Annotated in this window: 16 protein-coding genes; 5 read left to right on the top strand and 11 right to left on the bottom strand. The window is 67.9% G+C overall.

What is annotated here, in order from left to right; translation table 11 throughout:
• Positions 1-34 precede the first annotated feature (34 nt).
• Both DBO33_RS35810 and DBO33_RS35805 read right to left on the bottom strand, forming a co-directional pair.
• The gene (locus DBO33_RS35810; protein WP_159080693.1) at positions 35-472 is read right to left on the bottom strand and encodes a hypothetical protein; all 438 of its coding nucleotides are present in this window, start codon (positions 470-472) and stop codon (positions 35-37) included.
• Positions 473-482: 10 nt separating this feature from the next.
• On the bottom strand, positions 483-1,190 hold the full coding sequence (locus DBO33_RS35805; RefSeq protein WP_107658990.1) for a helix-turn-helix domain-containing protein: 708 nt from the start codon (positions 1,188-1,190) through the stop codon (positions 483-485).
• A gap of 318 nt (positions 1,191-1,508) precedes the next feature.
• Here DBO33_RS35805 and DBO33_RS35800 point away from each other — a divergent pair, with 318 nt between their 5' ends.
• Positions 1,509-2,801, top strand: coding sequence for an acetyl-CoA C-acyltransferase (locus DBO33_RS35800; protein ID WP_107658989.1), 1,293 nt, complete (start codon positions 1,509-1,511; stop codon positions 2,799-2,801).
• Between the two features lie 706 nt (positions 2,802-3,507).
• Here the strand turns inward: DBO33_RS35800 and bluB are convergent.
• From bluB to DBO33_RS35780, 3 genes are all read right to left on the bottom strand, one after another.
• The gene (gene bluB / locus DBO33_RS35790) at positions 3,508-4,128 is read right to left on the bottom strand and encodes a 5,6-dimethylbenzimidazole synthase (protein ID WP_199856854.1); all 621 of its coding nucleotides are present in this window, start codon (positions 4,126-4,128) and stop codon (positions 3,508-3,510) included.
• A 209-nt stretch (positions 4,129-4,337) separates the two neighbouring features.
• The gene (locus tag DBO33_RS35785; protein WP_107658986.1) at positions 4,338-4,571 is read right to left on the bottom strand and encodes a hypothetical protein; all 234 of its coding nucleotides are present in this window, start codon (positions 4,569-4,571) and stop codon (positions 4,338-4,340) included.
• A 214-nt stretch (positions 4,572-4,785) separates the two neighbouring features.
• On the bottom strand, positions 4,786-6,060 hold the full coding sequence (locus DBO33_RS35780; protein ID WP_107658985.1) for a fatty acid desaturase family protein: 1,275 nt from the start codon (positions 6,058-6,060) through the stop codon (positions 4,786-4,788).
• 364 nt (positions 6,061-6,424) lie between these two features.
• Here DBO33_RS35780 and DBO33_RS35775 point away from each other — a divergent pair, with 364 nt between their 5' ends.
• Complete coding sequence (locus tag DBO33_RS35775) at positions 6,425-7,423, top strand: endonuclease/exonuclease/phosphatase family protein (RefSeq protein ID WP_107658984.1); 999 nt, start codon at positions 6,425-6,427, stop codon at positions 7,421-7,423.
• Between the two features lie 48 nt (positions 7,424-7,471).
• On the opposite strand, the gene DBO33_RS35770 is transcribed toward DBO33_RS35775, so the two are convergent.
• The 4 genes from DBO33_RS35770 to DBO33_RS35755 form a co-directional block, all read right to left on the bottom strand.
• Positions 7,472-8,908: a fatty acid desaturase family protein gene (locus DBO33_RS35770; RefSeq protein ID WP_107658983.1), complete on the bottom strand. Its 1,437-nt coding sequence runs from the start codon at positions 8,906-8,908 to the stop codon at positions 7,472-7,474.
• 82 nt (positions 8,909-8,990) lie between these two features.
• The gene (locus DBO33_RS35765; protein WP_107658982.1) at positions 8,991-10,148 is read right to left on the bottom strand and encodes a ferredoxin reductase; all 1,158 of its coding nucleotides are present in this window, start codon (positions 10,146-10,148) and stop codon (positions 8,991-8,993) included.
• A 150-nt stretch (positions 10,149-10,298) separates the two neighbouring features.
• The gene (locus tag DBO33_RS35760) at positions 10,299-10,838 is read right to left on the bottom strand and encodes a DUF6912 family protein (protein ID WP_107658981.1); all 540 of its coding nucleotides are present in this window, start codon (positions 10,836-10,838) and stop codon (positions 10,299-10,301) included.
• A 10-nt stretch (positions 10,839-10,848) separates the two neighbouring features.
• Complete coding sequence (locus tag DBO33_RS35755) at positions 10,849-12,261, bottom strand: WS/DGAT/MGAT family O-acyltransferase (RefSeq protein ID WP_107658980.1); 1,413 nt, start codon at positions 12,259-12,261, stop codon at positions 10,849-10,851.
• Between DBO33_RS35755 and DBO33_RS44615 the strand changes: the two genes are divergently transcribed.
• From DBO33_RS44615 to DBO33_RS35740, 3 genes are all read left to right on the top strand, one after another.
• Positions 12,193-12,981: an Rv3235 family protein gene (locus DBO33_RS44615; RefSeq protein ID WP_325050776.1), complete on the top strand. Its 789-nt coding sequence runs from the start codon at positions 12,193-12,195 to the stop codon at positions 12,979-12,981. The genes DBO33_RS35755 and DBO33_RS44615 overlap by 69 nt on opposite strands.
• A gap of 205 nt (positions 12,982-13,186) precedes the next feature.
• Positions 13,187-16,039, top strand: coding sequence for a preprotein translocase subunit SecA (gene secA, locus DBO33_RS35745; protein ID WP_107658978.1), 2,853 nt, complete (start codon positions 13,187-13,189; stop codon positions 16,037-16,039).
• A gap of 332 nt (positions 16,040-16,371) precedes the next feature.
• A complete protein-coding gene (locus DBO33_RS35740) occupies positions 16,372-16,773 on the top strand; it encodes a nuclear transport factor 2 family protein (protein WP_107660882.1) in 402 nt (133 codons plus the stop codon).
• Positions 16,774-16,834: 61 nt separating this feature from the next.
• On the opposite strand, the gene rsgA is transcribed toward DBO33_RS35740, so the two are convergent.
• Positions 16,835-17,851 carry a ribosome small subunit-dependent GTPase A gene (gene rsgA / locus DBO33_RS35735; protein ID WP_107660880.1) on the bottom strand — a complete coding sequence of 339 codons (1,017 nt, stop codon included), beginning with the start codon at positions 17,849-17,851 and terminating at the stop codon, positions 16,835-16,837.
• Positions 17,848-19,158 (bottom strand): 3-phosphoshikimate 1-carboxyvinyltransferase, encoded by a 1,311-nt coding sequence (gene aroA / locus DBO33_RS35730; RefSeq protein WP_107660881.1) that lies wholly within the window; start codon positions 19,156-19,158, stop codon positions 17,848-17,850. The genes rsgA and aroA overlap by 4 nt, the downstream gene beginning before the upstream one ends.
• Between the last annotated feature and the right edge of the window lie 20 nt (positions 19,159-19,178).

Here is a 19,178-nt window from a genome sequence, read left to right as displayed (position 1 = left end):
CAGCAAGCTCGTTGCCCCCATGTAGGTGGAGATGTTACCGACTCGGCGGTACGGGACGATCGGTGCTCTCGATGATCCGGGCCAGGATCGACTGATCGACGTTGGAACCGCGCAGCGCGATGCTGGACACATTGGCATCGCGCATGGTCGCGAGCAGCTCGAGCTCACGGTCGATCGCCGCGGCCGCCGGGCCCGTGGTGGTGAGGTAGTCCGCGGCGACGCCGAAGCTCTGCGCGATCGCCGCGAGGACCTCGGGTTCGATTGTGGCGGCACCGTTTTCGCCGTCGAAGTCACCGCGGCGTAGTCGCTCCAGCTGGCTCGCCGGGATGGTCCGGCGCAGGTAGTCCCCGGCCTGCTCGGCCACCGTCGCATTGCTGCGCTCGGGCGCGGAGCGGGGGTGCACGACGGCGAAGAGCCGGTTGACCTTGTGGCTCAGCGTGAGCGTCCCGTTGGTCGGCGCGTTGTTCGTCATCTCCGTCACCTCAGTGCCCGCCGTTTCGACTCGCGGTCGTGGCCAGGTTGGCAGCCAGCCACCGTGCCCGGAACTGGGCTTCTGTCGCAGCATCCACGTCCTCCGATCGTCCGGCCAGCCAGCGCCGGTATCGCCGTTCCTGTAGTTCGCCGGCGTCGCTGACCTCGGCGGGCACCTCCAGCAGATGCGCGAAGGCCATTTCGACGAGGGGGTGCAGGGCGCGGCCCGGTCCGCCGTTGCGTTCCAGCATGGTGGTCGCGTAACGCGCCGACAGTTTGGAGACCACCCGGTTGAGCTCTTCGATGGCCGCGACCAGCTGCGGGTCGGTGGCCTTGCCGCGCTCGACCGCGTCGTTGAGCCGGCCCGCGGTGGCGAGCAGGCCGGTGAGGTCGGCGATTTCGAAGCGGATCGAGTCGGGCCCGGCCACTACCGATTCGCCGGTGTGGCGGGCGACCGGGCCCGGCTCGTCGGCGGTCGGCGTGCCGCCCGCGTAGGTGCGCGCGGCACTGCCCGGCAGCCAGCGCAGCGGCGCGTCGAGTTTGTTCAGCGTGTGCGTGCTGATCGCCGCGTCGCCGTCCTCGATCTTGCGAATCGTCGGTGCTGAAGGCCCCCCGAGGTCGCCGATCTGTAACTGCGTGAGTCCGAGCTCGTCCCGGCGCTCCTTGATGATTCGGCCGAATCTCTTCTGGCGTCGCGACAGCTCCGAAGGGCTATGCATAGTGGCTTCAGGGTAGGCGCGAGCAGGGCTGAAAGCAAATCGATAGAAAGTGTTTGAAAAATCAGTGGAAATATTGCTACTGTTCTGAGGCGCCGAGTCGCATCCGACATCGGCCTTGCGGAGCGTTCCGGGACGAGCAGGGGCGTTCGTCGGGACGGGCGCCTTCCGGTCTGTTGCGCAACGGCGCGCGGCAGGCCGGAATCAGCGACGGTGGAGGGGATCGCCGCTGCGCACGGGATCACCGTCGGCGAAGGGGGTCGACGGTGAACTTACTATGGAGTAAGTTTGGTGGTCATAGATCTCTCGAAAGGAAATCGCATGGCCACCAAGGCTGCTCGCCGTGCCGTCATCGTGTCCGGTGCGCGCACGCCGTTCGTGCGTGCGTTCACCGGATACACGCGGATGGATTCCATCGCCCTCGCCGATGCCGCCGTTCGGGGATTGCTGGAGCGCACCGGGTTGCCCGGCGCCCAGGTGCAGGCGATCGTGTGGGGCGGGGTCATCCTGCCCAGCGCGGCGCCGAACATCGCCCGGGAAATCGCGCTCGACCTGCGGCTGGACCCTGGCTGCGAGGGATACACGGTGACCAGGGCCTGCGCGTCCGGGCTGCAGGCGGTGACCTCCGCCGCGGCCGCGATCGAGCGCGGCGAGTACGACATCATGATCGCCGGCGGCAGCGACTCCACCTCCAATGCCGAGGTCAAACTGCCGCAGAAGGTGGTGCACGCCGCCGCGCCACTGGCCCTCGGTAAGCCGAAGCCCAAGGACTACCTGTCCGCGGTCGCGCAGCTCGCGCCGTTCACCGACCTGCTGCCGAGCCGGCCGAAGATCGCCGAGCGCACCACCGGCGAGGTGATGGGGGAGTCGGCCGAGAAGATGGCCCGCATCCACGGCGTCAGCCGCGCCGACCAGGACGAATTCGCCGCCCGCTCGCATCATCGTGCGGCCGCGGCCATCGATTCGGGCCGGTTCGACGACGAGGTGCTGCGGGTGCGCACCCCCGAGGGCACCGAGATCGCGCGTGACGGACTCGTCCGCGGGGACACCAGCATCGAAAAACTATCGAAACTGAAGCCCGTGTTCGCCGAAAACGGGACCGTCACCGCGGGCAATGCCAGCCCACTCACCGACGGGGCGTCCGCGGTGCTGCTGATGAGCGAGGAGAAGGCCCTCGAACTCGGTTACCGGCCGCTCGCCGCGTTCCGCTCCTGGAGCTACGTCAGCGTGGACCCGACCGACCAGGTGCTCATCGGACCCGCCATCTCCATGCCGCGTGCGCTCGACAAGGCTGGAATGTCGTTGGGCGACATCGACTTCGTCGACATCCACGAGGCCTTTGCCGCGCAGACCCTGTCCGTGCTCGCGGCCCTCAACAGTGACGAGTGGGCCAAGACCCGCCTCGATCGGGACACCGCCGTCGGCGAAATCGACATCGACACCCTCAACGTGCACGGGGGTTCGGTCTCCCTCGGTCACCCCTTCGGTGCCACCGGGGCCCGCATGGTCACCACTATGGCGAACGAACTCGCACGCACCGGGAAGAACGCGGCACTGCTCGGCATCTGTGCCGCAGGCGGCATCGGTGCCTCGGCGGTCCTGGAACGCGTCTGACCGTCGCCCTCGGCGCTCCGTTGATGGACCGCACACTTTTCGTGAGCCGCACACCCCGTATATGCCCGTGGCCAGGATGGTCGTGAGACACATCGTGTGTTGGGTGTGCGGCTACACAGGGGACATGCGGTGTTAAAACGAAGGGTGGGTACGGTTTTCGGCCGGAACCCTTCTCTTATACACATCTGACGNGGCGGGGGCGGTCCGGGGGGATCACCGGGATCGTGCCGTCGGCAGTGGGGCGGACGCCGTAGGTGGTGAAGCTGCGGCGCGGGGTCTGCGATCGCCCGCCCTCCTCGGCGATGATGCGCAGGCAGGTGTCGTGGTGGGTCTCGCCGGGATGGCCCTCGCGGCGCAGGCGCAGCATGGCATGCGCGAGGTCGATGCCCAGCTCATGCGACAGCCGGACGGCGTCGACATTGGCCATGGCAAACCTCCTGAGCTGACGAGCTTTTGTGCGCGAGACGAATCCATTGTCCTAGATGGATATCCTTCATGCGTACCCACTCGGCACCCAGACGAATCCTCGAGGTTGCGCGCGATGGCCACGCACCCGGTGATCTCACGCACAGCGAATCGTGTGCGGCGGCCGCCAATCGCACGCGAAATCGTGTGCGGCAGGCGCGAGTTCATCGAGCTGGCCCAGTCCGGGGTCGTGCGCCGTGGGGGTGCCGGGCTGGATCGCGGGACGTCAGTTAGGTGTGCGTCAGGCGCGGTAGGTCTCGTGGTGCACGGCGTCGTGTAGCGGGCGCCGGGCGCGCCAGCCGAATCGTTCGAGGTCGGGAACCTGCTGGAATTCCTGGACCGGACCGACGCACAGCCAAGCCACCGGACGGATGCCTTCGGGTAGCGCGACCAGGTCGGCGAGGAATTCGGGGTCGTAGAACGACACCCAGCCGACGCCCACCCCCTCGGCGGTGGCGGCCAGCCACAGGTTCTGGATGGCGAGAACCGCGGAGTAGACACCGGTTTCGGGCACGCTGGCGCGCCCGAGCACCTGCGGCCCACCGCGGCCGTGGTCGTAGCTGACCACGATGCCCGTGCCGCTCTCGATGATCCCTTCGATCTTGATCGGCTCGAACGTGGCCGCGCGCTCCGGCGGCAGCGAGGCACGGAACTCCACCCGCTTGTCCGCCACATGATCCGCGAACTTGCGCAACGTGCTCGGATCCCGCACCACCACGAAATCCCACGGCTGCGAATTCCCGACGCTCGGCGCGTGATGCGCGGCCTCGAGAATCCGCCACAGTGTCGCATCGTCCACGAGCTCGCCGGTGAACTCCGCGCGCACGTCTCGCCGCACCCGAATCGCCTCGTAAACACTCAACCCGTCAGCACCCACGCGCCTACTCAACCACTCGCCCCTATTGCGCAGACGAGCAGAGTCATATGGTGGCTGATCGATCTGGACCAGCCACCATATGACTCTGCTCGTTGCCGCGAACGACCATATGACTCTGCCCGTTCCCGGAGTGACCCGGAATGCGACTGTGCGGGCGGCTGTAAAAGCCGCCCGCACAGTTGATTATCCGGTGATCACCGCCGCGACCACTGCCCGTAGTGCTCGACGATGTTGCCGTCGCGGTCGCGGTCGCAGGTGCCGCTCAGCAGGCCGGGGGTGGCCACGAGATCCTTTTCGAGCTGCTTGGCGCAGTCCCACTCGGCGTCCGGTCCGGTGAAGACCTGTCCGTCGTAGGCCGACGCGACCCCTGTCGCGCCGAGACCGACGACCGCCGCGGCGGCACAAGCATAGAAGACCTTACGAAACATGTGAATCCCTCCCACTGTGAATGGCCCGGAGTCCTCCCTCGACGCCCGGAGCCGTGCCCAAAATTATCAAGACACGGTGCGTCGGACAAGATCGAATGCGCCGAGTGTCAGTGGGAACTGCCATGTTTCGCCGAAATGTGGCACAGCGATGTACCTGGCGAACAGCGGCAGGTACGGTCCGCGACGGCCCGGGTCGGAACCCGGGCCGACCGGTTCACTTCGTGAGTTGCAATGCGCGCTCGACCGGCGCGGGGCGGCGGGTGAGGCGGCGGCGGCCGGAGGCGAGGGCGGTGCGCAGGCCGTGCCGTTTGCCGGTGACCGGGTCGATGAACGGGCCCGTTTTGCCGGCGAACTTGCGCTCCGAGGCGGTTTCGGGGGCGTCGTCGGCGGTGTCGCGCAGGGACTTGTCCGGCAGGGGCAGTTTGAGGATGGTGCGCCAGGCCTTGAAGTACTGCACCGGCAGCGAGCCGGTGGTGTAGGGCAGGTCGTACTTTTCGGCCAGCTCCCGCACGCGCACCGCGATCTCGGCGTACCGGTTGCTCGGCAGGTCGGGAAAGAGGTGGTGTTCGATCTGGTGGCTGAGGTTGCCGGTCATGAAGTGGGTGAGCGGTCCGCCGGAGATGTTGGCGCTGCCCAGCATCTGGCGCAGGTACCACTGGCCTTTGGTCTCGCCGTCGACATCGGCCTTGGTGAACTTCTCGGCCCCGTCGGGGAAGTGGCCGCAGAAGATCACCGCGTTGGACCACACGTTGCGGATCGCGTTCGCGGCGAGGTTGGCGGTGAGCGTGGAGAAGAACGCGGGGCCGGTGAGCGCCGGGAAGATCACATAGTCCTTGAGGACCTGCTTGCCCATCTTGGTCAGCGCTTCGCTGCGCTTGCGCTCGAACTCGGCTCGCTCCGGGGTGCCCGGCTTGAAGCGGCCCGCGGCCAGCTTGCCGAGCTCCATGTGCTGGATGGCGACGCCGTATTCGAACAGCAGCTGCAGCACCAGGTTGTAGATCGGGTTGCCCAGGTTGAACGGCTTCCAGCGCTGGTCGCGGGTCACCCGCAGCAGGCCGTAGCCGATGTCGTCGTCCATGCCGAGCACGTTGGTGTACTTGTGGTGCAGGTAGTTGTGCGTGTGCTTCCAGTGCTTGGCCGGGCCCGCGTTGTCCCATTCCCAGGTGCTGGAGTGGATCTCCGGATCGTTCATCCAGTCCCACTGCCCGTGCATGGCGTTGTGCCCGATCTCCATGTTCTCGATGATCTTGGACGTGCTCAGCAGGGCGACACCGGCCAGCCAGGCCGGCGGTAAGAAGCTGGCGAACAGGACGCCGCGGCCGCTGATCTCGAGCGCGCGCTGCAACCGGATGACGTTGCGGATGTACCGCGCGTCGCGCTCACCGCGCGAGGATTCGATATCCCGCCGGATCGCGTCGAATTCCGCGCCGAGTGCTTCCACGTCGGCCTCGGTGAGATGTGCGTATTCCTTGACATCCGAGATCGCCATGGCGGTTACAGTACCGTAAGTTACGTGACCGTAGGTTGCGAGGAGCTGAACGCCGGTGTGGCAAATCCCCCATTGCGATCACGATCATATGGTGCTAGATCAAGTATGCGGCCGTACAGCGTAAAGCCTTCTCTCGCATGGTGTTACGGCTCGTCGGTGACCGTGGTTCCGTGCTCGACCTCGGCCCTCCGAGCGAATCGCGACCGGCCTTCCCGCGCGAACTATGCCGCGTCCCGCGCCGGAGCGCCATTCGAACTGGGGACGCCCCATCAACCAGCCGCTTTGTCGAACTTTTGCCAAAAAGTCACGCGCTGTTCCGAACATTCACCTAACTTCCAGCGTCTCTGACGAATGGAGTTCGATCATGCGATTATCGAAGGCGTTGCTCACGGCTGTTCTGCTGGCGAGCACCGCGCTGGTGGGGGTCGCGCCGGCGGCGCAGGCCGGCGACCACGAGCGGGTGCGCGTGCTGACCTGGAACATTTTTCACGGCGGACGTGAGCCCACGCCGGACAACCTGAACGACCTGATCGACCAAGTGGTCGACCTCGAGCCGGACGTGTTCTTCGCCGTGGAGACCTACGGCTCCGGCGACCTCATCACCGACGCGCTGACCCGCCGGGCGCACAACGGCCGCTACACCGGCGTCCGCATCACCGACCGGCCCGCCGGCCAGGACAACCTGTGGATCTTCACCAAGTACGAAGTCGTCGCGACCTACCCGAAGCCGCAGGGCGGCCCGGTGAGCGACTTCAATCTCGGCGGTGTCCGGGTCCGCGTGCCGCACGACGGTGAGCTGAATCTGTTCGCCACCTGGCTGACCTACACCGATCCATGGGACGGCTATCTGATCGACGAGAACGCGATCGACCGCCGCGACGGCCGCGAACCCCGCCACTCGGTCGCCGCTGTCGTGCAGGCCGAACGCGCCCAGACGCAATACATCACCGACATCGTGCAGAACCAGTTACCGAGGATGCTCGGCGGCAACACCGCACCCGTGCTGCTCGGTGGTGACTTCAATACGCTGCCCGGCGCGGATTGGACGCCGAGCCAGGCGAACTGTCCCAACCACTTCGGGCTCAGCTATCCGCTGACCGCAACCAAGGTCGTCACCGACGCCGGTTTCGTGGACACCTTCCGCGCGGCCAACCCCGACGTCTGCGCCGTCCCCGGCCGCACCTGGAGTCCACTACCCACCGAGAAGCTGATCACCGATCAACGGATCGACTTCCTCTTCGCCAAGGGCAACGTCGAAACGCGGGCGGCCCGCATCGTCGACCAACGCATGCGGCGCCACGGGCCCGGCGTCTTCTACTCCGATCACGCCGCGGTCGTCAGCGATCTGAAGGTGCGCTGGTAATCCACCGGCCGAGCCGGGAGCTGATCACTCCCGGCTCACTCGATCGGTTCAGCGACGGCGGCGATTGCGGAACAACGCCCGCTGCCGCACGGCCTTGCGCTTCAGCGACGCCTGCTCGGTGCGCGCCCGGTCCTGCAGCGCCACGGTGGCCTCGCGCAGCGCCTCCTTCTCGTGCTCGGCCTTCTCGCGCAGCGCGCGCTTGGCCTCGCGCAGCATTTCCTTCTCCTGGCGTGCCTTCTCCTTGAGCACCACCTTGGCCTCGCGCATCGCCGAACGCAGCCCGCGCCGCTGCCCGGTCTCCGGGTCGACGCCGAGCCAGCTCGCGGTGTCCGAACTCGGCAGCGACGGCAGCGTGATGCCGGCGAACTTGCGTTCCGAGGACGTCTCGGGCGCGTTGTCGGCGGTGGCCTTGAGCAGCCGGTCCGGCAGCGCGAGCTTGTGGATGGTGCGGAAGGCGAGCAGGTACTGCTTGCCGAGCGAGCCGGTGGTGTAGGGCAGGTCGTACTTCTCGCACAGCTCGCGCACCCGTACGGCGATCTCGGCGTACCGGTTGCTCGGCAGGTCCGGGAACAGGTGGTGCTCGATCTGGTAGCAGAGATTGCCGCTCATGAACGCCATCGCGGGCCCGGCCTTGAAGTTGGCACTGCCGAGCATCTGCCGCAGGTACCACTCGCCGCTGGTCTCACCCTCGAGCTGCTCGATGGTGAATTTCTCGGCGCCGTCGGGGAAGTGGCCGCAGAAGATCACCGCGTAGGCCCACAGGTTGCGCACCAGGTTGGCGGTCGCGTTCGCCTTCAAGGTCGACAGGAATGCGGGTCCGGTGAGCGCCGGATAGAACACGAAGTCCTTGCCCACCTGACGCGCGATCTTGCGGGCGAACTCGCGGTTCGGCTCGGACCGCCACCCCGGCGGAGTTCCGGAGAGCTCTTTCTCGATGTCCCAGTCGTGCAGCGCGATACCCCACTCGAAGGTCGCGGCCAGCACCAGGTTCGCGAGTGGTTGCACCAGATGCATCGGGCGCCAAGCCTCGTCACGGGTCATCCGCAGGATGCCGAAGCCGAGGTCCTCGTCCTTGCCGAGCACGTTGGTGTAGGTGTGGTGCGAGTAGTTGTGCGCCCGCCGCCACTGCGACGACGGCCCGGTCTGGTCCCATTCCCAAGTGCTGGAATGGATCTCCGGGTCGTTCATCCAGTCCCACTGCCCGTGGCTGATGTTGTGCCCGAGCTCCATGTTCTCGACGATCTTGGCGACCGACAGCAACGCGGTGCCGGTGAGCCAGGCCCAGCGGTTGCGGCTGCCGAACAGCACCGCGCGGCCTGCTACCTCGAGGCAGCGCTGCGCGGCGATGGTGCGCCGGATGTACTTCGCGTCACGCTCGCCGCGCGACTGCTCCACCGAGCGCCGGATCGAGTCGAGCTCCTGCCCCAGTGTTTCGATGTCTGCCGCAGTCAGGTGGGCGAACGCCTGAATATCGGTGATTGCCACCGGGTGTCCTTTCGCTGCTCAATTTCACTCGAGGGTACCCAAACACCATCGGCGACGGGGTGAGCCGAGGCTCGGCGCGTGCTCAGACGTCGAGGGTGCAGTCGCCCGCCGCGGCGGAGATGCAGGTCTGCACCTTGTCGCCCTCGCGATGCTCGTCACCGTTGCGTAGGTCACGCACGTGCCCGGAATTCAGTGTCACGACACAGGTTTGGCAGATGCCCATGCGGCAGCCGAACGGCATCTGCACGCCGACGGACTCGCCCGCCTCCAGCAGGCTGGTCGCACCGTCCACCTCGGCGGTGCGCCCGGTTTTGCCGAAGGTGACCGTGCCGCCCTCGCCGACCGCGGAGCGCGCGATCTCGAACCGCTCCACGTGCAGCCGATCCGAGAGGCCCGCGTCGCGCCAGTGGTGTTCGATCTCGTCCAGCATCGCGGCGGGGCCGCAGGCCCAGGTGTGCCGCTCGCGCCAGTCGGGGAACTTCTCGTCGAGCCCGGCCAGGGCGAACTTGCCGTGCTCGCCGGTGAGGTGCAGGTGCGAGTCGAAGCTCGGGTGCCGATCGTGCAGGTCGCGCAGCTCGGCGCCGAACATGACGTCCTCGGCGGTGCGCGCGGAGTGCAGGTGCTGCACGTCGGTGACCATGTCGCGGCGGTCCATCGCGCGCAGCATCGCGAGCACCGGGGTGATGCCGCTGCCCGCGGTCAGGAACAGCACCTTGTCCGGCGGCGGGTAGGGCAGCACGAAACCGCCCTGCGGCGCGGCGAGCCGGACCACGGTGCCGACCGGGACGCCGCTCACCAGGTGGCTGGACAGGAAGCCCTCCGGCATCGCCTTCACGGCGATCGAGATGACGCGCTTGCCGCCCGCCTCGGGATCCGACCAGTTCGGCGGACAGGTGAGCGAGTACGAGCGCCAGTGCCAGCGCCCGTCGATCAGCACGCCGATGCCGATGTACTGGCCCGGCTCGTACTTGAAGTCGAAGCCCCAGCCCGGCTTGATCACCAGGGTGGCCGAGTCCGCGGTTTCCTTGCGCACGTCGACGATGCGACCGCGCAGTTCGCGGGCCGACCACAGCGGGTTGGCCAGATGCAGATAGTCATCCGGCAGCAACGGGGTGGTGACGCGTGCCACGGCCCCGCGCAACACGTTCAATCTGCCGCCGCGCTCGGCGACCGCGGCGGCCGGTGCCTCCAGCCACTCCCGCACGCTGCGCACGGAGAATCCCCCAGTTTTCGAGCTCATCGCTGCCGTTCGTCTTCCTGTTCGTCGGATGCGCTGCCCACGCCTCAGCAAGGTTACGGCATCGTAGGTTAGCCGGGAGGTCGTGGCCGCTCCCACCCATGATCCCCGGCGCGCGGGCGCGCGTCAGCACGCGCGGGCGATAAGGGAGCGTCAGAGCAGCTCGAGCAGGAACGGCAGCTCCTGCGCGGCGTACCAGGCGAGCTGGTGGTCCTCGGCGTCGCCGAGCACGAACTCGGCGTCGGTGTCGCCCAGGTCGGCCGCGTCGACCACGTCGACGGCCTTGGCCACCTGCGGCTCGGCCTCGGCCAGGTCGACGTGCACGCAGCCGATCTGGTCGTAGGTGATCGGCCCGGCCAGCTTCACCACGGCGTCGTCGAGGTCGGAGCGCAGCTTCGCGCCGGTCACATCGGCGGCGATCACCGCACGCCGGTAGACCGGCCTGCCCGCGTCGGCCGGCGCCGCGGTCGCGTCCTCATCGTCGGCCTCGTCGCGTTCGGCGGCGAGCAGGCGCAGCGAGGCGCGGGCGGCCTCGCCCATCGCCACCTCGGCCAGCTCCTCGTCGTCGCCGGACGCGTACGCCTCACGCAACGCCGGGGTCACCGCGAACGCGGTGCCGCCGATCGGGCGCAGCTCCCGGTTCGTGACGAGCTCGCGCAGCATCGGCACCGTCGCGGGGATATAGACCCGCATTTTCTCCTGATCAGACGCAGGCACCGAGCATCTCCTCCATGGAATCGCGCACCGACGCGGCCAGCACGCCGATGTCGGCCATCGCGTCGCGGTCGGCGTTGAGTCCGTAGAAGACGCGTCCGTCATAGGACGTGATCCCGATGCTCGAGGCCTGATTGCGCAGCAGTGGCGACACCGGATACATCTCCAGCATCCGCGCGCCGCCGATGAACATCGGCGTCTGCGGACCCGGTGCGTTGGTGATCACCAGATTGAACGTGTGCTCTGCGAAGGTACTCGCCGCACGCACGCTCATGGCATGCAGGCTCGCCGGAGCGAAACCGGCCAGGTGCACCAGGGTGCGCGCGCGAACGCCGCGATGCTGCTTGCCGTTGGCCTCGGTGGCGTGCGAGATGTGCGAAAGCCGCATGACGGGATTGGGTTCGCCCACCGGCAGGTCGATCAGGAACGAGGAGACCTCGCTGGCCGGTTTCAGCTGATCGCTGTCGGGCCCTTCGACATACACCGACATCGGCACCACCGCGCGCAACGTGGTCGATTCGGTGAGCGTCTCACCCCGCGACAGCAGCCAATTGCGCAGCGCACCGGAGACCACGGCGAGGATGACGTCGTTGATCGAGCAGTCGAACCGCTTGCGGATCTTGCGGTAATCCTCGAGATCGGTGCGCACCACATCGAAGCGGCGGTTGCGGGAGGGGCGCGCGTTCAGCGGGCTGTCCGGCGCGCCGGTCGTCGCCGCGCGCACCGCCGAGACCACCGAGTCCACCGCCCGGCCCGCGGCGCCGATCACCGCGAAGGCGTGCCCGCTCGCGTGCCTGGCCACCTCCAGCGCCTCGCGCGGCTGCGCGGCCAGATGGGTCAACGCGCCGACCAGCAGCTCCACGTCGTTGGGTTCACGCGGCGCGTGCCAGGCGTTGTTCGCCAGCTCGCGCGGCGACGGCCCGGTATCGAGGATCACATGCCCGATCTCCAGCGCGGTGTCGCCGTCGACCAGGGCCGAGTGCGTCTTGGTGAAGATCGCGCAGCGGCCGTCGGACAGGCCTTCGATCAGATACATCTCCCACAGCGGCCTGCTCTGATCCAGCGGCCGGGAGGCCAGCCTGGCGACCAGATCGTGCAGCTGCTCGTCGGTGCCCGGCGTGGGCAGGGCCGAGCGACGGATGTGATAGGTGATGTCGAACTGGCTGTCCTCCACCCAGACCGGGCGGCCCAGGGCGAACGGGATCTCCACCACCTTGCGGCGATAGCGGGGGACCAGCGCGAGCCTCGCCTCGACCAGATCGACCAGCCGGTCGTAGTCCAGCACGGGATCGGCGCCGTGCTCGGCATTCCGGACGATCGCGAGGGCGCCGATATGAATCGGGTTGCTGCTCGACTCGAGCCGATAGAAGGACGCGTCCTGCGGCGTCAGTCTCGTGATCACGCTGCCCGATGCTCCCTTTTTTCGATGCCGCCTCACGCCTATTGTGCTGCTGCCACAAGGGTTCAGCTGCTCCGCTGTGGCTTATTCGGTGAAATCGGCGTTCCCCTTTACCCGCTGCGGCTTCCGTGGCAAGCTGTCTGCCTCGAGTCAGGGGAGCTCGATTCGAACACAGGGGGACACCGGATGCACAGTCGACGACCATCGCTTTCGCCCGCGCCACGGCTCGAGCCACCGCTGGATGGTGCTCGGCCGGGCCGCCCTCGATCGGAGGCGTTGTCGCCACGAGCCGCGCTGCCCTGTCACCGTCGCATGCCGTCGCATAGCGGGTCGACCAGTCGGGCGGCGGAGCGACGCGCCCGGCACGACGGTCGCCCTCCATCGTACGGCAGGGATGGCGAAACAGGTTCGGCCGCAAGCCGATTCGCGGAAAGTTCGCTACGGCTGGTGCTTGAGGTGCTGGACGGCCGCCGCCCCGCGGTCCAGTTGCGCAGGCTCGCCGCGCCGTCGGTGCTCGCCGCGATCGAGACGCTGGCGCGGTCGGCGCCGCCGGGCCGCAAACTCGGTCCGGCCCTGCTGACCAAGCTCGGGGTCGAGCTGACCGGCCCGAACACCGCCGAGGTGTACGGCAGATATCAGCGCGGGAATCGGGAGTTCGCAGTGGCCGCTTGCGTGGTGTTGCACCGGGCCGGCTGGCAGCTGACCGCCTTCCGCGTACTGTGAGTACCAGGGCGGACGACACGGCCACGGGCTGATGTTGCCGAACGGCGCTGCTCGTCGGCACTGACGTACGGCGCCGCATTACCATGAAGCGTGCAGCGGATTCCGCACTCGTAGCGCGAACCCGCACGCCGGCCGTGAGTCCACCCCTCGGCCCGGCGCCGACGACGACACGAATGACACACCGACCAGAGGACTGACGAGACCCGTGCCTGCGCTGACACTGACGAGGTTGCTACGGATTGGTGAGGGTCGCATGGTCAAGCGGCTCGCCAACTTCGCCGATCAGGTTCTCGACCTCGAGTCGGAGTACGAGCAACTCACCGACGCCGAGCTGCGCGGCAAGACCGACGAATTCCGCGAGCGCTACTCCGACATGGTCGAGGAAGGCGCGGCCGATCCGCTCGGCGCGCTGATGGCCGAGGCGTTCGCGGTGGCGCGGGAGGCCTCCTGGCGGGTGCTCAACCAGAAGCACTACAAGGTGCAGATCATGGGCGGTGCCGCGCTGCACACCGGCAACATCGCCGAGATGAAGACCGGTGAGGGCAAGACGCTCACCTCGGTGCTGCCCGCCTACCTCAACGCGATCAGCGGCGACGGCGTGCACATCGTCACCACCAACGACTATCTCGCCAAGCGCGACTCCGAGTGGATGGGCCGCGTGCACCGTTTCCTCGGGCTCGAGGTCGGCGTGATCCTCGGCGGCATGACGCCCGCCCAGCGGCGGGTGGCCTACGGCGCCGACATCACCTACGGCACCAACAACGAGTTCGGCTTCGACTACCTGCGCGACAACATGACGCACTCGCTCGACGATCTGGTGCAGCGCGGGCACAACTTCGCCGTGGTCGACGAGGTCGACTCCATCCTGATCGACGAGGCGCGGACCCCGCTGATCATCTCGGGTCCGGCCGACGCCTCCAGCAAGTGGTACGCCGAGTTCGCGCGCATCGCACCGCTGTTGAAGAAGGACCTGCACTACGAGGTCGACATCAAGAAGCGCACCATCGGTGTGCACGAGGCCGGTGTCGAGTTCATCGAGGATCAGCTCGGCATCGACAACCTCTACGAGGCCGCCAACTCGCCGCTGGTCAGCTACGTGAACAACGCGATCAAGGCCAAAGAGCTCTACACCCGCGACAAGGACTACATCGTCCGCGACGGCGAGGTGATCATCGTCGACGAGTTCACCGGCCGCATTCTGGTCGGGCGCCGCTACAACGAGGGCATGCACCAGGCGATCGAGGCCAAGGAAGGGGTGGAGATCCAGCCGGAGAACCAGACCCTGGCGACGATCACCCTGCAGAACTACTTCCGCCTCTACGACAAGCTGTCCGGCATGACCGGTACCGCCGAGACCGAGGCCGCCGAGCTGCACCAGATCTACAACCTCGGCGTCGTCCCGATCCCGACCAACCGGCCGATGGTCCGCGCCGACCAGTCCGACCTGATCTACAAGACCGAAGAGGCCAAGTTCGCGGCCGTGGTCGACGACGTGGTCGAGCGGCACGAGCGGGACCAGCCGGTGCTGATCGGTACCACCAGCGTCGAGCGCTCGGAGTACCTGTCCAAGCAGTTCACCAAGCGCGGCATCGCGCACACCGTGCTCAACGCGAAGTTCCACGAGAAGGAAGCCGAGATCATCGCCGAGGCCGGTCGGCCCGGCGCGGTGACCGTCGCGACGAACATGGCCGGTCGTGGTACCGACGTCGTGCTCGGCGGCAACCCGGACATCATCGCCGACCTCATTCTGCGTCGGGAGGGCCTCGACCCGGTCGAGACGCCGGACGCCTACCAGCAGGCCTGGCTGCCGACACTGGAGCAGGTCAAGGCGCAGACCGCGGCCGACGCCGATCGGGTGCGCGAGGCGGGCGGGCTCTACGTGCTCGGCACCGAGCGGCACGAGTCGCGCCGCATCGACAACCAGCTGCGTGGTCGTTCCGGCCGTCAGGGTGACCCGGGCGAGTCCCGGTTCTACCTGTCGCTGGGTGACGAGCTGATGCGCCGCTTCAACGGCGCCGCGCTCGAGGCGATCATGACCAGGCTCAACCTGCCCGACGATGTGCCGATCGAGGCCAAGATGGTCTCCAAGGCGATCAAGAGCGCGCAGACCCAGGTCGAGCAGCAGAACTTCGAGATCCGCAAGAACGTGCTCAAGTACGACGAGGTGATGAACCAGCAGCGCACCATCATCTACGGCGAGCGCAACCGGATCCTGCGCGGCGAGGACATGGAGGGCCAGGTCCAGGGCATGATCACCGACGTGATCACCGCCTACGTCAACGGCGCCACCGCCGAGGGCTACGTCGAGGACTGGGATCTGGACAAGCTGTGGACGGCGCTCAAGACGCTGTACCCGGTCAAGATCAACTACAAGGACCTGACCGGTGAGACCGCGGTCGGTGAGGCGGGCGATCTCACCCGCGACGAGCTGCTCGAAGCGCTGCTCGACGACGCACACGACGCCTACGCGCGGCGCGAGGCCGAGATCGACGGGCTGGCCGGCGCGGGCAGCATGCGCAATCTCGAACGGCAGGTGCTGCTTTCGGTGCTCGACCGCAAGTGGCGCGAACACCTCTACGAGATGGACTACCTCAAGGAAGGCATCGGCCTGCGGGCCATGGCGCAGCGCGACCCGCTGGTCGAGTACCAGCGCGAAGGCTTCGACATGTTCACCGCGATGCTCGAGGGCCTGAAGGAGGAGTCGGTCGGCTTCCTGTTCAACCTGCAGGTAGAGGTGCAGCAGCCGCAGCCGGACGGTGTCTCGGTCGATCAGGGCCTGCGTTCGCCGGTCGGTGCGATGGCCGCGCCGCGCCCGCTGCCCACCGACGAAGCGCCCGTCGGCAACGGGACCGCCGCCCCGGCGGCGCTGCGCGCCAAGGGCATCGACTCCGGTAACCAGCGCGGGCTCAGCTACTCCGGACCCGACGAGGGCGGGCACCGCGAGGTGCACAGCGACGCCGAGGAGTACGGCGACGGCACCACCCGCCGCGAGCGCCGCGAGGCCGCCCGCGCGCAGGAAAAGCCGAAGCGCGCCCCGAAGCCGCGTCGCCGCCACTGACGCGTACTGTCCCGCCTCTCCGCGTATTCAGGCCAGACTCAGGCGCGACGGCAGTGACGTTGGCGGCCGCCGGTAAATCGGCGGCCGCCTAAGCCTGTACCCGGCGAGTTACCCATGTGCTCGCGAGATCAGTTGTCCATGGAATAGCCCGGGTTGCGTGCGCCGCTGGAGAACCCGGTCGGCCGCACACCTTTCGACTTCCCGCATAGGGTTTCGCATGCGATTCCGTATGCGGGAAATCAGGACGTGTGCGGCTGATCGGTGCGGGCCGGTGTGGCTCTCTTTGCGGCGGAATCCGCGTGGCGGTTGTCGAAGAGGCGTACTTTTTCTGGGTGGACCGAAGCACAGTTGAGGCATGGGTCAGCGAATATGAACGGGCCTGGCGATCGCCGGGCACGGACAAGCTCGGCGACCTCTTCGCCCCCGAAGTCGGATACCAAGTCTCCCCGTGGGCCGAACCGCTCACCGGGCTACCCGCGCTGGCGAAATTCTGGGAGGCCGGGCGGGACGGGCCGGACGAGACGTTCTCGATGGAGCCCGAGGTGGTTGCCGTGGATGGACTGACCGCCGTCGTTCGGGCGGAGGTCGAATACCCCGGCCAACCGGCGCGCTGGCGCGACCTATGGGTGCTGCGCTTCGACGGGGAAGGTCGCTGCACCTGGTTCGAGGAGTGGCCGTTCGCTCCCGGTCAGCCGGACGGGCAGGACCGATCCGCCGAAGCACTGCGCAGTTGAGTGCGGCAGGCGGCTGAGCGAACCCGCTGCACCCTGGGGAAAGTCCCCAGCTGCCGGGCGGCTAGTCGATCGGCCGCGGGCCGCTGTTGTTCTGCCAGTGCTCATTGGAGTTGAGCGCGGTGAGCAGCAGCCGGATGGCGGCCACCCGGCGCTCTTTGCCGGGCAGTTTGTCCAGCGCGCACTCGGGGTCGGCGGGCGGCCCGAGGTGGGTGCAGCCGCGGGGGCAGTCCTCGATGGCGGCGGCGAGGTCGCTGAAGGCGGCGACCACGTCGTCGGGGGTGATGTGGGCCAGGCCGAACGAGCGGATACCCGGGGTATCGATGACCCACCCACCGTCGGGCAGCGGCAGCGCGACGGATTGGGTGGAGGTGTGTTTGCCCTTGCCGACGCCGGACACCTCGCCGACGGCCCGATACGCGTCCGGCACAAGGCGATTCACCAGCGTCGACTTGCCGACGCCGGAGTGGCCGATGAACGCGGTGAGCCGTCCGGTGAGCAGTTCGAGCACCGGCTCCAGTGGGTCGTCGACGCCGCCGTAGACGATGGTGAGGTCGAGATCCTCGAAGGCGGCGGCGAACTCGGACTCGGCGGCCAGATCGTGTTTGGTCAGGCACAGCACCGGGTGCAGCCCGCCGGCGTACGCGGCGACCATGCAGCGTTCGACGAAGCCGGTGCGCGGCGGCGGGTCGGCCAGGGCGACCACCATGAACAGTTGTTCGGCATTGCCGACCACGATGCGCTCGAACGGATCGGTGTCATCGGCGGTGCGCCGCAACACCGTTCGGCGGTCGGTCACCCGCACGATGCGGGCGAGCGAGTCGGGCCGGCCGGACAGATCGCCGACCACGTCGACCTGATCGCCGACCACGATCGGGGTGCGCCCCAGTTCCCTGGCGCGCATGGCGACGATGTGCCGGTTCGGGTCGCCGCCGAGCACACAGCCCCAGCGGCCGCGATCCACCGCGACGACCATCGCGGATTCCGCATCATTGTGCTGCGGACGGGTTTTCGTGCGGGGACGCGAACTCTTGCCCGGGCGCACCCGGACGTCGGATTCGTCGTACTCGCGCTTCCTCAGTGCGCCGCCTCCTGATCGGAGCGCGTCGGATCGAGCATCCGCTCCCACAGCGCAACGAAATTCGGCAGCGTCTTGGCCGTGGTGCCGATGTCCTCGATCTCGATGCCGGGCACCCGCAGCCCGAGAATCGCTCCGGCGGTGGCCATTCGGTGGTCGGCGTAGGAATGCCAACGGCCGCCGTGCAATTCGGCGGGCTCGATCTCGAGTCCGTCCTCGGTCTCGGTGACCTTGCCGCCGAGCCGGTTGATCTCGGTGGACAGCGCGGCCAGCCGGTCGGTCTCGTGCCCGCGCAGGTGCGCGATGCCGCGCAGGTGCGACGGCGAATCGGCCAGTGCCGCAAGGGCTGCGACGGTCGGGGTCAGTTCGCCGACGTCGTGCAGGTCGATGTCGATGCCGGCCAGGCGGTCGGGGCCCTGCACGGTCAGCACGCCGTCGAAGACCCGCGCCTCGGCGCCCATGCGCACCAGGATCTCGCGGATCACGTCGCCGGGCTGGGTGGTCAGCCGCGGCCAGTGCGGGATCTTCACCTCGCCGCCGGTGACGGCGGCGGCCGCCAGGAACGGGGTCGCGTTGGACAGATCCGGCTCGACGTCCCAGTCCACCGCGCGGATAGGGCCGGGCGAAACCTCCCAGGTCTGCGCCTTGCGGCTGTGCTCAGGCGCCTGTACCTGGACATCGGCCCGGCGGAGCATCTCCACGGTCATCTCGATGTGCGGCATGGACGGCAGGGCCTTGCCGTCGTGGTGCACGATCAGGCCCTCGTCGAACCGCGCCGCCGACAGCAGCAGCCCGGACACGAACTGGGAGGACCCGGAGGCGTCGATGGTCACCGTGCCACCGCGCAGCGCGCCCTTGCCGTGCACCCGGAACGGCAGCGCATCGCCGTCGATGTCGGCGCCGAGACCGCGCAGCGCGTCCAGGATGGTGCTGAGCGGGCGCACCCTGGCCTGCGCGTCACCGTCGAAGGCCACCTCGCCCGCGGCGAGCGTGGCCACCGGCGGCAGGAAACGCATCACGGTGCCCGCGAGCCCGCAGTCGACGGTGCCGCCGCGCAACGGGGCCGGGGTGACGGTGAGCGTGTCACCGTCACCCTCGATACCCGTGCCCAGTGCGCACAGGGCCGCGATCATCAGATTGGTATCCCGGCTGCGCAGCGCGCCGGACAGCGTCGACGGCCCGTCGGCCAAGGCGGCCAGGATCAATGCCCGGTTCGTGATCGACTTCGATCCAGGCAGGGTCACGGTCGCGTGCACAGGGACATCGACATGGGGCGCTGGCCAGAAACTCACCTGTCCATCTTCGCCCATCATCCGGCCGGACACGCGGG

This window comes from Nocardia suismassiliense (assembly GCF_900269665.1).
In the GTDB taxonomy this organism is placed as follows: Bacteria; Actinomycetota; Actinomycetes; order Mycobacteriales; family Mycobacteriaceae; genus Nocardia; species Nocardia suismassiliense.
The sequence above is the reverse complement of the archived record's forward strand: the minus strand, read 5'-3'. Positions and strand labels throughout refer to the sequence as shown.

Excerpts from the sequence above, each read along its gene's own strand:
- DBO33_RS44615 (WP_325050776.1), top strand. The coding sequence starts at position 12,193 with ATGAATCGGGTTGCTGCTCGACTCGAGCCGATAGAAGGACGCGTCCTG.
- DBO33_RS35780 (WP_107658985.1), bottom strand. The coding sequence starts at position 6,060 with ATGGCGATCTCGGATGTCAAGGAATACGCACATCTCACCGAGGCCGAC.
- DBO33_RS35760 (WP_107658981.1), bottom strand. The coding sequence starts at position 10,838 with ATGCGGGTCTATATCCCCGCGACGGTGCCGATGCTGCGCGAGCTCGTC.
- DBO33_RS35810 (WP_159080693.1), bottom strand. The coding sequence starts at position 472 with ATGACGAACAACGCGCCGACCAACGGGACGCTCACGCTGAGCCACAAG.
- DBO33_RS35805 (WP_107658990.1), bottom strand. The coding sequence starts at position 1,190 with ATGCATAGCCCTTCGGAGCTGTCGCGACGCCAGAAGAGATTCGGCCGA.
- DBO33_RS35765 (WP_107658982.1), bottom strand. The coding sequence starts at position 10,148 with ATGAGCTCGAAAACTGGGGGATTCTCCGTGCGCAGCGTGCGGGAGTGG.
- DBO33_RS35800 (WP_107658989.1), top strand. The coding sequence starts at position 1,509 with ATGGCCACCAAGGCTGCTCGCCGTGCCGTCATCGTGTCCGGTGCGCGC.
- DBO33_RS35775 (WP_107658984.1), top strand. The coding sequence starts at position 6,425 with ATGCGATTATCGAAGGCGTTGCTCACGGCTGTTCTGCTGGCGAGCACC.
- aroA (WP_107660881.1), bottom strand. The coding sequence starts at position 19,158 with ATGGGCGAAGATGGACAGGTGAGTTTCTGGCCAGCGCCCCATGTCGAT.
- DBO33_RS35785 (WP_107658986.1), bottom strand. The coding sequence starts at position 4,571 with ATGTTTCGTAAGGTCTTCTATGCTTGTGCCGCCGCGGCGGTCGTCGGT.